Below are 13,917 nucleotides of genomic sequence, written 5' to 3'. Positions count from 1 at the left end.
GCTGATGTCTGTTATGACCGGATATGCAACGCGCCTCTCTGCCGCGGCCATGCTTTTGGCTCTTGCCGCCTGCACCACCACCGATATCGCCTCCGTGGAGGAGCCCCCTGCGGCACCCCTGACTGGCCAGACCAACGATCCCGCGCCCGGCTTCGAGACTGTCAAGGCCGGCAGCGAAGAGGATTTCATCCTGAATGTCGGCCGCCGCATCTACTTCACGCAGGATTCCGCCAAGCTTGATACCGTCGCCATGACGACGCTGGACAATCAGGCAGCCTGGCTGAACAGGAATCCGTCCTGGCTGATCAAGCTGCAGGGATTTGCCGACGATTCCGGTTCGGAATCGAAAATGAAGACCCTGTCGCAACAGCGCGCCGATGCGGTCATGGCCTATCTCGTCGCGAAGGGCGTCGATGCCAGCCGCATGTGGGCCAAGGGCTACGGCGCGGACCGCGAAGTCCGCGACTGCACCGAACGGTCCTGCAAGGTGCAGAACAGGCGCGTCGTCGCCAATCTGCGCACCGAGCGCGATGCCACATGATTGCGGGCTCTCCATGACGTCGATCCTGCCGGCAACGCTCGATCGGCCTGCCGTCGCCGGGGTCGGGTTGAACCGGCCTACCCCGTCTCATCAATAATGATGAAGCAAAGCACCCAGCCTTCATCTTCCTCAAGCCTTCTCCAGGCTGCACACTGATGCTGCCGTCCCGGGCCTGGTGTCCGGTGTGCGCGCAGCGTCTAAGGCATTGAACCTGTATCCGTTTAAGGATGCTTTGCAGGCTGGACATGTATAAGAAGCTTTCGTACCGCGTTCCTCGCATGTTCTTTCGTGCGACGTTTGCCGCCGGCGCATTCGTCTTTTTCGCCGGCGCCATGTCGCCGGCTTTCGCCGAGGGTCCGTCCTTTGCTCCGCAAACGAAAATCCGCCTGACGGTCGTCCAATGGATGCCGTCCAAAGGCCAGTTCGAGCGATGGGACGCGATTAGCGGCGAATATACGGTCTCGAATGAAGGCGCTGTCTCCCTGCCGTTTCTGGGGTCGCTGCCGGTCGGAAATCTCGACAATGCCGGCCTCGCGGGCGAGATCGGCAAGCGCCTGCAGGAAAAGATGGGTCTGGCCCAGACACCTGCGGTCAGCGTCGATATTCTCGACTACCCGTCCATTTACGTCGTTGGAGACGTGACCACGCCGGGAGAATACAAGTTCCACTCCGGCCTCAGCGTGCTGCAATCTCTGGCCATGAGCGGCGGACCTCTTCGGGCGGCCGCACAGCAGCGATCGAAGACGATCACGCTTGCCGGCGACTTGCGGGAAATCGACCATTCGCTGCTGCGCAGCTCCGCAAAGCTTGCGCGACTGCAGGCGGAGATGTCCGGGGCCAAGGAAATAACCTTCGACCTGCCGCCCGCCGCCGACCGGCAATATGCCGAGAGTATCTATGACGAGGAGAGGGTCATATTCCAGGCCCGCGCCAGCGCGCTGGACAGGCAATCGACGGCGCTTATCGAATTGCGCAATCTGCTCAAGGCGGAAATCGATACGCTGGAAGAGAAGCTGAAGGGTTCCGACGACAATATCCAGTCGGTCGAGGAGCAGCTGACCAGCGTCAAGACGCTGGTCGAGAAGGGCCTGACGATCACCTCACGGCAGATGGATCTGGAACGGCTGCTCACCACCTACCGCTCCGACCGGCTCGATCTCGTCACGGCCATCATGCGGGGGCGCCAGGCGATCAACGAGACGACGCGCAATCTCGAGGGCCTTTCCGATACGCGGCGGAGCGAAGTCGCGTCCGAAGTGCAGGCAGAAAAGGCCAATCTCGATCAGCTGAGACTGAAGCGCGATACGACGCAACAACTGCTTCTTGAGGAACTCTCGAACGGCAGCGGCATCAGCGAGCGCGGCGAAGAAATGCCGCTGACGTTCACCGTGAGCCGGCGAGAGGGAGGGCAGGTCAACCAGTTCCAGGCCTCCGAGACGACAGAACTGGCGCCGGGCGATGTGGTCAGAGTGACGCAGCCCCGCCTCACGGATGCGCCGTCCAAAGCGGCCGTCACAGCGCCGGCCCAGACTGAGGCACATGTCAGTCAGGCAAGCCGGTGAGGTGCGCAGGGTATGGGCTGCGGCCGGACTTTCCGCGGGCGGCTGAACGCCCCCACGCGACCAATATCTAGGGGCCTCCGATGACCATGCGCATGACCCCGCCCAACAGCCAGACCTACAGCCAGATCCTCAAATCGACGATTCTGATGGGCGGCTCTTCGCTCGTGAACGTCGCGCTCAGCATCGTCAGAAACAAGGCGATGGCTGTTCTGCTTGGGCCGGAAGGCGTGGGGCTCATGGGCCTCTACAGCGCGATACTCGACATCGCACAGGCGGTTGCCGGACTTGGCGTTGGCAGCAGCGGCGTGCGCCAGATTGCCGAAGCTGCGGGCACCGACGACGCAGATCGGATCGCGCGATCGGCGGCAGTGCTCAGGCGCATCTCGCTGGCACTCGGCCTGTTCGGTGCGTTTCTCCTTTTGGCACTGGCGTTCCCGATCTCGGATTTCACCTTTGGCGACTACCAGCACGCTGGCGCCATTGCATTGCTGTCGCTGGCGATCTTCTTTCGGCTGGTTTCCGCCGGGCAGACCGCGTTGATCCAGGGCCTGCGCGGCATTGCCGACCTCGCCCGCATCAACGTGCTTGCCGGGCTTTTCGGCACGGCGGTCAGCATTCCCTTGATCTATCTGTTCGGCATGCAGGCGATTGCCCCCTCGCTCATCGTCATTGCAGCAGCCTCGGTCCTGCCGACCTGGTGGTACAGCCGGCGGATCTGCACGCGTCCCCCGCCCATGCCTGCGCACCAGTTCGGCCGGGAAGTATCGGCGCTGCTGAGGCTCGGTTTCGTCTTCATGGCAAGCGGGCTTCTGACCTTCGGCGCGGCCTATGCCATCCGCCTCATCGTGCTGAAGGAGGGGGGCGTGATGGCGGCGGGCCTGTATCAGGCGGCCTGGGGCCTTGGCGGCCTCTACGCCGGCTTCATCCTCCAGGCGATGGGAACGGATTTTTATCCGCGCCTGACCGCCGCCGCCAACAACAATGCCGAATGCAATCGGCTGGTCAACGAACAGGCGGAAATCAGCATGCTGCTCGCCGGCCCCGGCCTGCTCGCCACACTGACGCTCGCGCCGCTGATGATGAGCCTGTTTTATTCCACGGAATTTCACGGAGCCGTGGATCTCCTACGCTGGATCTGCCTTGGAATGATGCTCCGGATTATCTCCTGGCCAATGGGCTTTATCGTCGTTGCAAAACGCACCCAGGCGATTTTCTTCTGGACCGAGGTCGCTGCCGCGGTCGTGCATGTGGGGCTCGCCTGGCTCCTCGTATCGCTGTTCGGAACGCCGGGAGCCGGCATGGCGTTTTTCGGGCTCTATGTATGGCACAGCATCCTGATCTACGTGGTCGTCCGGAAGCTTGCCGGGTTTCGCTGGTCCTGCGCCAATCGCAGACACGCTTTGCTTTTCCTGCCGCTGTCGGGACTGGTCTTTCTCGCCTTCCAGGCTCTGCCGCTGTGGCCCGCGACGGCGATCGGCTCTATCGCCGTAGCTCTCACCGGGCTCTATTCGCTGCGTATGCTGGTTGACCTGCTTCCGCCCGAGTCCGTGCCGGCGGTCATCAGAGGATGGATCGCGAAATCCGCATGACGAACAATGCGCGCATCGGGCGATGCGCGCATTGTTCGCTGTGCAAATATGACGTCATGCAAATGGCGCGTCAGACCAGAGCGGCGTCCAGGTCAGGTTGTGCGCTCCCATTGGGGGCCGCGGCTTCCGCAAGCGCTGCGTAAAGTGCATCGACAACGCGTGCGACGTCGAATTCCGTCATCTGGGCATAAAGCGGCAGGATGATCGTTTGCCGCTGCGCCGATACGCTTCGCATCAGGCTTGAGGCAGCACGATGCGAGTTCCGGTCTGCATAGGCGCCTTCCAGATGTATGTTCATCACGCCGCGCCGCGTCGATATCCCCTGATCAAGGAGGGCCTGCATGACCGCCCGCTGGTCGGCTGTCTCAGGCAACCTCACACAGAAGCTCTGCCAGTTGCTGCGCGCCCAGTGCGGCTCGACCGGAGAAAGCCCGGGGAGTAAGGACAGGCGCTTGCGATACAGCTCTGCGAGCCGCCGCCGTTGCGCGATCAGTTGCGGCAACCTCCGCAGCTGTTCCCGCCCGACGGCGGCCTGCAGGTCGGTCATGCGGTAGTTAAAGCCCAATTCGTCATAATCCTCGAAGATCACCTGTTTCGAGCCGTGGCGAACGGCATCGGTGACGCTCATTCCGTGCTGGCGCCACAGCCGGAATTTTCGATCATGATCGGGGTTGGCCGTGGTCAGCATACCGCCGTCGCCTGTCGTGACGACCTTGCGGGGATGGAAGGAGAAGCAGGCAATGTCACCATGCGCCTTGCCGATTTTTTCCCAGCGTCCGTCCCAAAGGATTTCGCTTCCTGTCGCGCAGGCCGCATCCTCGATGACCGGAATCTTGTGGCGCCTGCCGATCTCCACGATCGAGCGGAGATCGCAAGGCATGCCGAGCTGGTGCACGCAGAGGATTGCCTTGGTGCGGGGCGTGATCGCCGCTTCGATCAGGCTGGCGTCGATATTGTAGCCATCCGCTTCGATATCGACGAAGACAGGCACCCCGTCGCAGTACCGAACGGCGTTCGCGGTGGCGATGAAGGAATGGCTGACGGTGATGACTTCGTCACCGGCACCCACGCCGACGGCCTTCAGGGCGAGATGCAGTGCGGTTGTGCAGTTGGATACGGCGCAGGCATGCGCCGCACCGACGAAGTCGGCGAATTCACGCTCGAATACCGCGACTTCCGGCCCCTGCGTCACCCATCCCGACAGAATGACGCGACGCGCGGCCTCGGCCTCTTCCTCGCCCAGAACGGGCTTGGCGACCGGAATCGTGGACGATGACGCACTCATGCAGCCTGCCCCCCTGCTGCAGTCTTCAACTGCCACCATTCGACGAGGTCGCGCAGCCCCTGTTCCATCGATATCTCCGCCTTGAAGCCCAGGAGCCTCTCGGCCTTGCTGACATCGGCAAGACGACGGGTCACGCCGTTGACCGCGCGGGCCTCCTTGTGCTCCGGCGCAAGCGAGACTCCCATGATGCCGCTTAGCATCTGCGCGAGTTCCAGGAGGCTTATTTCCCTGCCGCTCGCGACATTGAACACCTCATCGGTGACATCGCTTTTTGCCGCCAGCAGATTTGCCCGGGCGATATCACGCGCATCCACGAAATCCATCGTCTGGCTGCCATCGCCGTAGACGAGGGGCGGCATGCCGGCCGCCAGGCGCTCCATCCAGCGGATCAGCACTTCCGTGTAGGCGCCGTAGACGTCCATTCGCGGCCCGTAGACGTTGAAGTAGCGCAGCGCCACATAGCGCAAGCCATACATGTCCGCGAAGCTGCGCAGCAGCCCCTCGTTGAACGTCTTGGCCGCGCCGTAAATCGTCCGGTTATTGTACGGATGATGGTTTTCGGTCGTCGGGAAACTCTCGGCAAGCCCCAGTACCGAGGCCGATGAGGCGGCGACGACCTTGGACACGCGCGCATTGACGGCAGCTTCAAGGACGTTGAACGTGCCTTCGGCCAGAACATCGAAGGCAAGTCGCGGCTCTTCCGCGCATTGCGTGATGCGAATGGCCGCCTGATGGAAAACGATATCGACGCCCTCGAAGATTTTCGCCAGCAGCGCCCTGTCGCGGATATCTCCCTCGACGATGTTGACGGCTCCGCCGGCTATTGCCACACTGAGATTGTCGCGCCGCCCACGCACGAAATTGTCGAGGATGATGATCTCGCGCGGTCTTTCCAGCGCAACAAGATCGGCAATGTGCGACCCGATCAGGCCGGCCCCGCCGGTAATGAGTATCCGCTGATTTCTCACGATCTTCCTCCACGCGATATGTCCAGCGCAGGATCGGCTTCCTTGCGCCAGCGTATGAATTTTGCCGGTACGCCCGCGACGACCGAATAGGGCTCGACATCGGAAACCACGATTGCTCCCGCGCCCACGATCGCCCCTTCACCGATGCTGACACCGGGCAGGATTGTCGCGTTCGTTCCGATATCGGCGCCTGCGCCGATCCGAACCGGCCTGATTTCGAGGTCCGTGCGAATGATCGGCACGTCTACCGGCAACGCGGTGTGGGTCGAGCCGAGCACCTTGGCACCCGGTCCCCATCCAACGAAATCCTCGATCACCAGATCGCGCGCGTCGAAATAGGCCATCGGCCCGATCCAGACATTGTTGCCGATCTTGCAGGTGCCGTCATAGCGGCCCTGGATATAGGCCTGAGCGCCGATAAACACGCCGCTGCCGATATCGAACGTTTCGGGATGTTTGAAACCGGCGCCGCCCGCAACCTGCAGGCCCTCGCCGCAACTGCGCGCGAGCGCCTGCCAGATGGCTTTGCGCATCAGCGTGTCCACGACACCGTCGCCTGCAGCAAAGCGCCCGTAGAGTTCGATAAGGCCGGCGCGGCCGTATGACTGCCTCAGCTCCTCGGCAAGTCCCGCCTGATAGGCGGGATCCGCTGGCTTGCGACTGCGTCCGTGGACCGCCTGTACAACGCGCGCCTCGCCTGCGCGATCAATTGACATAAGCGTACTCCAGTGCTGCCGCCACCTGATCGACGTGCGCGGCAGGCATCTCCGGATAGATCGGCAGGGAGAGAACCTCGCGTGCGGCAGCTTCCGAAACCGGGAAGTCGCCGGCCCGATGGCCGAGGTCGGCATGCGCCTTCTGCAGATGAACGGGAACGGGATAATGCAATCCCGAAGGGATGCCTTCCGCCGTCAGCACACGCTGAAGCGCGTCGCGATCAGGGCTTCTGATGGCATAGACGTGATAGACGTGGCGGCGATCGGCGGCCTCGACAGGCGTCGTCAATTGCGTCGCGCCCGCAAGCAGCGACGAGTAACGCCGGGCATGGCTGCGCCGCGCTTCCGTCCAGGCGTCGAGATGCCGAAGCTTGATGCGCAGGATGGCGCCCTGAATGGCATCCATACGGTAGTTGAAGCCCTTCAGCACATGGTGGTAGCGCTGTTCCTGTCCCCAGTCGCGCAGCATGCGCATGGTCTTGGCCTGCTCGTCGCTGTCGGTCACCACGATGCCGCCCTCGCCGCAGGCGCCGAGATTTTTGCCCGGATAGAAGCTGAAGCAGCCGGACAGACCGATGCTGCCGGCGCGCTTGCCCCTGTATCGCGCCCCGTGCGCCTGGCAGGCATCCTCGATGACCGGGATACCGTGGCGGTCGGCAATGGCCTTGATGGCATCCATATCGGCCATCTGGCCGTAGAGGTGGACGGGAATGATGGCCCTGGTCCGGCGCGTAATCTTCGCCTCGAGCTGAGCCGCATCCATCGTGAGCGTCACAGGCTCGATATCGACGAAGACCGGCCGTGCGCCGGTGTAGCAGATCGCCGATACCGTCGCGACAAAGGTGAACGGTACGGTGATGACCTCATCGCCGGGGCCGACGCCTGCCGCAAGAAGCGACAGATGCAGGGCACTCGTCCCGGTATTGACGGCGATCGCATGCTTCACGTTGCAATAGTCAGCGAATTCCTGCTCGAGCCGGGCGACTTCCTCGCCCAGTATATATTGGCCCGACGCCAGGACGCCGAGCACGGCGGCGTCGATTTCGCTCTTGAGGGACTGATATTGTGCCTTGAGGTCCAAAAACGGGATCATGCGATAAGCCTCGCCTCTTCCAGCTCGATGATGCGACCGCGCTGGGCGAGCGACCGGCTTGCGGCTTCAAGAATGCGCACGACACGCAGCCCGGCATTCCCGTCGGTAATCGGCCGCTTATTTTGCTCGATGCAATCGACGAATTGATCCAGTTCGCGTTTCAGCGCCTCGGTCATGTCGAGCTTGGGCGCCCACATGTCGCCGCTGCGATAGCCGACCATCATCTGATGCACGTTCTCGCCATAGGCCTGGGAATTGGGGTTCAGCGTAATGCCCTTGTCGTAGACCTTGATCTTTTCGCTGGGCTCCAGGTCGTCGTAGACGACCATCTTGGCGCTGCCGCCGATCAGCGTGCGGCGTACCTTGACCGGCGCCAGCCAATTGACGTGGATATGTGCGATAAGCTTGCTCTCGAAGAAGAGCGTGAGGTAGGCGATGTTCTCCGGCTCGCCGAGCACATGGCTCATGCCCGTCGCGGAAACGGCTACGGGCCTCTCCTGCACCACATGGTCCAGGATGGACAGATCGTGCACGGCAAGATCCCAGATGACGCTGACATCGTGCTGGAAGAGCCCGAGATTGACCCGGACCGAGTCGTAATAATACATGTCGCCGAGACCGCTCTCGACCAGCTCCCGCATCTTGCGAACGGCACCTGTGTGAACGAAAGTATGGTCCACGGCGAGCACGAGGCGCCGGCGCGCGGCCTCCTCGACCATGCGTGCCGCTTCTTCTGCGGTCGAGGCCATGGGCTTTTCGACGAAGACGTGCTTTCCGGCCATCATCGCCTGCATGGCAAGTTTGAAATGTGTGAAGACCGGCGTCGCGATAGCGATCGCATCCACTCGCGGATCGCGCAGAACTTCCTCGAAATTGTCGGTGATCGTTACCGCGGGGTACCGGCTTTTGACCGCCGCCAGGCGCTCGACATTGAGGTCACAGACCGCGATGAGTTCTGCACCGGCCGCTTCCGAAATGTTGCGCACCAGGTTGGGACCCCAATAGCCATATCCAACAACTGCAATGCCGATCATCGCATTCCTCCCAACGCTTGCATGTTGACGGACCGGTCATGAACGCGACCGGTAATCCTGGCCGGAACGCCGGCGACAATGGCGCCGTCAGGCACGTTCTTCGTTACGACCGCTCCGGCGCCGACCTGCGCAGCCTCTCCGATCGTGACGCCAGGGAGAATGGTCGCATTGCTGCCGATCGATGCGTGGCGCTTGACCAGAGTGCGCACCACGGCCCAGTCCGCTTCTGTCTGCAGGCTGCCGTCCGCATTGACGGCGCGCGGGTATGTGTCGTTCGTGAACATGACGCCGTGGCCGATAAAAACGCCGTCTTCCAGCGTCACGCCTTCGCACAGGAAGGAATGGCTGGAGATCTTGCAGTTTTTTCCGACGACGACGTTTTTCTGGATTTCAACGAAGGTGCCGATGCGGGTTCCCGCGCCGATCGTGCAGCCATAGAGATTCACGAGATCTCGATGATGGATGACGCTGCTATCATCCAGCTTTACATCTGATGCAATCATACGCATGCACCCCTTACTCTTCATCAAACCCTGACTTCTAGATGAAACCGTCAACCGGATGATTGCGCCCAAGATTTCATCTCGAAGAAACAAATATTTCTTTCCATTCAAAGAGAATTGTTTTCGCAACCAGAGTAAAGAAACAAAACGTCTAAGCTTATTCACCTAAAGACGTATCTACTTACGACGATGTACGCCGAAATTCATAGCCAACGATCAAGATTGGTGAAGGACAAGGTCCTGGCATATCCGAGCCATGCGCCGTGGGGCGGGCATTGTTTTCATGCGTTTAGCGGCTGCGTTCGTAACCGGGGAGCAACACAATCAACCATTCCGCGAATGGCATAGTATCGTATAAGTTTATACCAAGAATTACGTCCTATTTACACCTTACGATGGAACTAATCTGATCCTTTAGCCTATATTAGCTAGTTTAAGATAACAGGAACTGTGGTATTTAAATCCTACTTTAGTGCTGCCAAACCCTCATATTTGAAGGGCTTGAGTATTCGGTTTTGTTGGGGCGTAGGGAAACTCGGCTGGGGAGGATGAAGCAGTGAATTCAGCGCTTGTTCCAAATTTAGACCTTAGACAGGAAAATGTGGCTCTTCCACTTAAAGTAGAGAATACCTCTACCGGATTGAGCTCGCAATCGAGGCCAAAGCACTCTTTGGTGATCCTCGACAACCGTGAACTTGATCGGCAATGCCTCGCGCAGTGCATGGCCGCTCACAAGACGGATCTACTTATACTGGCATTCGGAAGTATTGAGGAGTGGAAGCAGAAATGCGACGAATATCCGCCGCTTTCAGCTATCCTCCTGAATATCGGTGGCAAGAAAATCGACGAGCCTGCCGTCTCGGGGCAGATCAGAAGCCTTGCTGCGGAATTCGGCGCGATACCCGTCATCATACTGGCCGATAGCGACGATTTCGGCCAGATCGTCAAGGCGATCGAATACGGCGCCAAGGGCTACATACCCGCCTCGGTCAGTATCAGCGTCTGCATGGAGCTGATCGCGCTGTCGGTAGCGGGTGGTGTTTTTGTGCCCGCCAGCACGCTCTTCGCCATGCGTCACTTGCTGGAATCCAGCAACACGACCGCCCGTCCCCTGGCCGGCATCTTCACGGACCGTCAGGCAGAGGTGGTCGAGGCGCTCCGGCGCGGAAAGGCGAACAAGATCATCGCCTATGAACTCAACCTGCGGGAAAGCACCGTGAAGGTGCATGTCCGCAACATCATGAAAAAGGTCAAGGCAACGAACAGAACTGAAGTCGTGTTCAAGCTCAACGACCTGTTTCAAAACAGCATTTCCGGCGTCAGCGCCAACAAGACACTGTGCTGACACCGTCAGACGATTGAATGGTTCGGCTGCAGCAGACGCGTTTCTGCGCCAGATCATCCCGGCGGCACCGACCGCCGCCGGGGCCGTGATCGACAATTCCGCTGCACATCCCTGCCCGCTCATCCTGCAACCCACCGCCCGATGGAATTCAGGGCATACCAGTATCTTGGTCCGATGATCCGCTTGCAGGCCAGCTTGATCCAGGGCAGTGAATTTCGCACCTCCGGAGAAACCTCGAGGGCAAAGCGCTGAAGCGCCGCGGCAGTGGCAAGATCGGAATTGTTGAATGCCATTCCAGCCAGGCGAAGCGACTCTTTCCCCAGATCTCTGGCAAGGAAACGCCTCAGTTTTTCATCTGTCTTGAGGCTGTCGGCGCCCTGGCGAAACAGGATATCGAAAGCATGTTTTCTTTGCCGGAGGTCGGGGAGAATACTTTGGCCGTAGTATTGCAGCGACATGTTCGAAGCATGTCTGCGATATACTGCCTGATCTTCGTTGATATAGCCAACCCCGGCATGTGATGCGAGCCGCAGCCACATCTCCATGTCCCCGGCATGCGGCAGCTCCTTATGATAGCCGCCAACATGCTTTTGCAGCGCCGTTCTGACGACGGCCGTCGGTGTCGGAACGAGGTTGCTTGCCCCGCTTATGCGCATGAATTGCGGACCGGACAGGACCTGCATGGGCGGCACATTCCGGTCGCCGAGAGGATCGACGCGCTTGGTTATGACGCCGTCCGGCTCGGCCACAAGCGCGTTCCCGAACGCAAACCCCACATCGGGATTGTCGCGCATCAGCGCTGCCGCGCGGCCCAGCGCACCCGGCAATAGATAATCGTCCGCGGACAGAAGCAGGAATAGGTCACCGCCTGCCCACTCGATACCCTCATTATAGGTCGCGATGTGTCCCTTGTTTGCCGCATGCCGACGATAGGCAACCCGTTTGTCGCGGGATGCCAAGGCCATTCCGACCTCGGGCGTATGGTCCGGCGAGCAATCATCCAGGATGAGCACACGTACTTCGACATTGGCCTGCGAGAGAACGCTTTCAACACATTCCCGCAGGAAGTGAGCGTAGTTGTAGCAGGGAATTACGACATCAACTCGTTGCAAGTTTCTTCCTCCACGGGCGCCGCTCGGCTTCGCTTCGCTCTTCAGACGTTCCTCGCTCTCCGGTTCATTCGCGCCAAAGTTGATGTGTACGTCTGCATTGCCGATTTCGTGCAGGACCACACGGCCCGCAACAGCGCGGATCGGGCAAGCAGCCGCGAGCCTGCGCGCTTCAGGCCACTTTGAATGCGCTCCCGGCGCGTCAGCGCAAATCGGGTCCGGGATCGGAACGCATCGTAGAATGCGACGTTCGGGCTCAAGCTTCCCGATTTCCAGGGCTTCACGTTGGTTACGAAATGCACGATCCCGAGCTTCTGTTCGAGCGCGATGCGACCGATCGCCTGTGTGGGCTCGAACTGGAAATTCCAGGCGCGATCCAGGACTTTCCACCTTCCGTCGCAGGCGACGTTCAGAGCGTCCTGATCCGAATATTCCGTCGTCGGAAAGCGATCGAGATAATCCAGCGACCGTTCCGATATCCGCTCCTTCCGCCATTTCTCAAGGTCGATAAGAAGAATGCCGGCGTTGAAATAGCGCTCCACCCGGGGAGGGCCTGCCGCCCCCGGCTCTTTGCTCACCACATCGTCCAGCCAGTAGTCCGGCACCGCGCCGATTACCGCCTCGCCCAGATCGGCATTCCACAACTGTTCAAGCGCAGCCAGCACGAGGATGTCGCCGTCCAGATAGAGAGCCCGGTTGCAGCTCTCCGGAAGGAACTGCGGCAGAAGGATCCTTGCGAAGGTCATCTTCGAGACGCCGGGGCGCGTGGAAAATCCGCTCGCGAAAGACAGGGTGCCGATGGGATGCCACTGGATGACTGTGGAGTTTGCCGGCAGGGAATCAAAGATCCGGCGCTTTGTTTCTTCGCCTATACCTTCATGAATGACATGGATATCCAGAGGCCATGCATCTCTGTTGTTTTCGGCGACCGATCTAAGCGCGGTCGCCAGGGGAACAGCATAGGCCGCATCGACCGCAAAGACGATCGGCCCCAGCCGCTGTTTCGTGCCCGCAGGGGCGGCTCCTGTTGGTATCCTATGCACATTCATGTTTCCGGCACCATCCCATCGAAAGAAACCGAGCTTCGCCCCGCCAGGACCGGCGTTGCCGTTCACGGCCCGATCGATACGGCTTCCTGGACGGGAAAGCCGACGGCCGGGGTCGGCAGATGGGCATAAGCCGCTTGCTGGGACCGCGCGCTAGGCATGCTCCTGGCTCCGCCAGAAAGCTTCCATTCGAAATAGGCGATGGTTTTCTCCAGCCCTTCGCGCAGATTTACTGTCGGCTGCCAGCCGAGGTCCTGTTTTGCGCGGCTGATATCCGGTTTGCGCTGCGTCGGATCGTCGATCGGCAGAGGCTTGTAAACGATGCTTGATTTCGACCCGGTCATTTCGATGACCATTTCGGCCAGTTCGCGAACCTGGAATTCTCCGGGGTTGCCGAGATTGATCGGCCCGGTGACGCCGGCAGGCGCGCCCATCAGGCGGATGAAGCCCTCGATCAGATCGTCCACATAGCAGAACGAGCGGGTTTGCGTTCCGTTTCCGAAGATGGTGATCGGCTCGTTCTGAAGCGCCTGAACGATGAAATTGGAGACGACGCGGCCGTCATTGGTCTGCATGCGCGGCCCGTACGTGTTGAAGATGCGCGCCACCCGGATTTCCACGCCATATTGGCGATGGTAGTCGAAGAACAATGTTTCGGCACAGCGCTTGCCTTCGTCGTAGCATGCCCGCGGCCCTATGGGGTTCACGCTGCCCCGATATTCCTCGGGCTGGGGATGGACTGCCGGATCACCGTAGACTTCGCTCGTGGAGGCCTGGAAGATCTTCGCCTTGGTGCGTTTGGCAAGGCCAAGCATATTGATGGCGCCGTGCACATTGGTCTTGATCGTCTGAACGGGATCGACCTGGTAATGGACCGGGGATGCCGGGCAGGCGAGATTGTAGATCTCGTCGACTTCCACATAGAGCGGGAAGGTAATGTCGTGGCGAAGGATCTCGAAGCGCGGGTCGTCGAGAAGATGCAGCACGTTGTCGCGCGAGCCGGTGTAGTAGTTGTCCACCGCGAGGACATCATTGCCTTCTCGCAACAGCCTTTCGCACAGGAATGATCCCAGAAATCCGGTGCCGCCGGTTACCATAATTCGCTTTTGTCCGTGCATTGGTGTGC

Annotated in this window: 13 protein-coding genes; 4 read left to right on the top strand and 9 right to left on the bottom strand. The window is 60.3% G+C overall.

The annotated features are described in order from the left end of the window. The first annotated feature begins 4 nt into the window (after positions 1–4). From ACU8HS_RS27565 to ACU8HS_RS27555, 3 genes are all read left to right on the top strand, one after another. Positions 5–541, top strand: coding sequence for an OmpA family protein (locus tag ACU8HS_RS27565; protein ID WP_112755681.1), 537 nt, complete (start codon positions 5–7; stop codon positions 539–541). Between the two features lie 245 nt (positions 542–786). Then, positions 787–2,103: a polysaccharide biosynthesis/export family protein gene (locus ACU8HS_RS27560; RefSeq protein WP_447016141.1), complete on the top strand. Its 1,317-nt coding sequence runs from the start codon at positions 787–789 to the stop codon at positions 2,101–2,103. An 80-nt stretch (positions 2,104–2,183) separates the two neighbouring features. Continuing rightward, the gene (locus ACU8HS_RS27555; RefSeq protein WP_113413343.1) at positions 2,184–3,692 is read left to right on the top strand and encodes an O-antigen translocase; all 1,509 of its coding nucleotides are present in this window, start codon (positions 2,184–2,186) and stop codon (positions 3,690–3,692) included. A gap of 70 nt (positions 3,693–3,762) precedes the next feature. On the opposite strand, the gene ACU8HS_RS27550 is transcribed toward ACU8HS_RS27555, so the two are convergent. Genes ACU8HS_RS27550 through ACU8HS_RS27525 form a run of 6 tightly spaced genes read right to left on the bottom strand, consistent with a single transcriptional unit; the run spans position 3,763 to position 9,291 of the window. Then, complete coding sequence (locus ACU8HS_RS27550) at positions 3,763–4,977, bottom strand: DegT/DnrJ/EryC1/StrS aminotransferase family protein (protein ID WP_113413342.1); 1,215 nt, start codon at positions 4,975–4,977, stop codon at positions 3,763–3,765. Next, a complete protein-coding gene (locus ACU8HS_RS27545; RefSeq protein WP_113413341.1) occupies positions 4,974–5,945 on the bottom strand; it encodes an NAD-dependent epimerase/dehydratase family protein in 972 nt (323 codons plus the stop codon). Before ACU8HS_RS27545 ends, ACU8HS_RS27550 begins: the two co-directional genes overlap by 4 nt. Then, complete coding sequence (locus ACU8HS_RS27540; RefSeq protein WP_447016140.1) at positions 5,942–6,661, bottom strand: acyltransferase; 720 nt, start codon at positions 6,659–6,661, stop codon at positions 5,942–5,944. Before ACU8HS_RS27540 ends, ACU8HS_RS27545 begins: the two co-directional genes overlap by 4 nt. Beyond that, positions 6,651–7,754, bottom strand: a complete 1,104-nt coding sequence (locus ACU8HS_RS27535) for a DegT/DnrJ/EryC1/StrS family aminotransferase (protein ID WP_447016139.1) — start codon at positions 7,752–7,754, stop codon at positions 6,651–6,653. Before ACU8HS_RS27535 ends, ACU8HS_RS27540 begins: the two co-directional genes overlap by 11 nt. Then, on the bottom strand, positions 7,751–8,788 hold the full coding sequence (locus ACU8HS_RS27530; protein WP_447016138.1) for a Gfo/Idh/MocA family protein: 1,038 nt from the start codon (positions 8,786–8,788) through the stop codon (positions 7,751–7,753). The genes ACU8HS_RS27535 and ACU8HS_RS27530 overlap by 4 nt, the downstream gene beginning before the upstream one ends. Further along, positions 8,785–9,291: an acyltransferase gene (locus ACU8HS_RS27525; protein WP_447016478.1), complete on the bottom strand. Its 507-nt coding sequence runs from the start codon at positions 9,289–9,291 to the stop codon at positions 8,785–8,787. The genes ACU8HS_RS27530 and ACU8HS_RS27525 overlap by 4 nt, the downstream gene beginning before the upstream one ends. A gap of 556 nt (positions 9,292–9,847) precedes the next feature. On the opposite strand from ACU8HS_RS27525, the gene ACU8HS_RS27520 reads away from it, so the two are divergent. Beyond that, complete coding sequence (locus tag ACU8HS_RS27520) at positions 9,848–10,636, top strand: response regulator transcription factor (protein ID WP_112564194.1); 789 nt, start codon at positions 9,848–9,850, stop codon at positions 10,634–10,636. 119 nt (positions 10,637–10,755) lie between these two features. On the opposite strand, the gene ACU8HS_RS27515 is transcribed toward ACU8HS_RS27520, so the two are convergent. Genes ACU8HS_RS27515 through ACU8HS_RS27505 form a run of 3 tightly spaced genes read right to left on the bottom strand, consistent with a single transcriptional unit; the run spans position 10,756 to position 13,909 of the window. Then, complete coding sequence (locus tag ACU8HS_RS27515; protein ID WP_447016477.1) at positions 10,756–11,748, bottom strand: glycosyltransferase family 2 protein; 993 nt, start codon at positions 11,746–11,748, stop codon at positions 10,756–10,758. 41 nt (positions 11,749–11,789) lie between these two features. Beyond that, positions 11,790–12,860 (bottom strand): glycosyltransferase family 8 protein, encoded by a 1,071-nt coding sequence (locus tag ACU8HS_RS27510; RefSeq protein WP_447016137.1) that lies wholly within the window; start codon positions 12,858–12,860, stop codon positions 11,790–11,792. Beyond that, entirely contained in the window at positions 12,857–13,909 is a 1,053-nt protein-coding gene (locus ACU8HS_RS27505; protein WP_112704069.1) for a UDP-glucuronic acid decarboxylase family protein, read from the bottom strand. The genes ACU8HS_RS27510 and ACU8HS_RS27505 overlap by 4 nt, the downstream gene beginning before the upstream one ends. Between the last annotated feature and the right edge of the window lie 8 nt (positions 13,910–13,917).

Source organism: Rhizobium sp. KDH_Rht_773_N (genome assembly GCF_052946295.1).
Note: the sequence above shows the minus strand (reverse complement) of the source record. Positions and strands in the feature narration are given on the sequence as shown.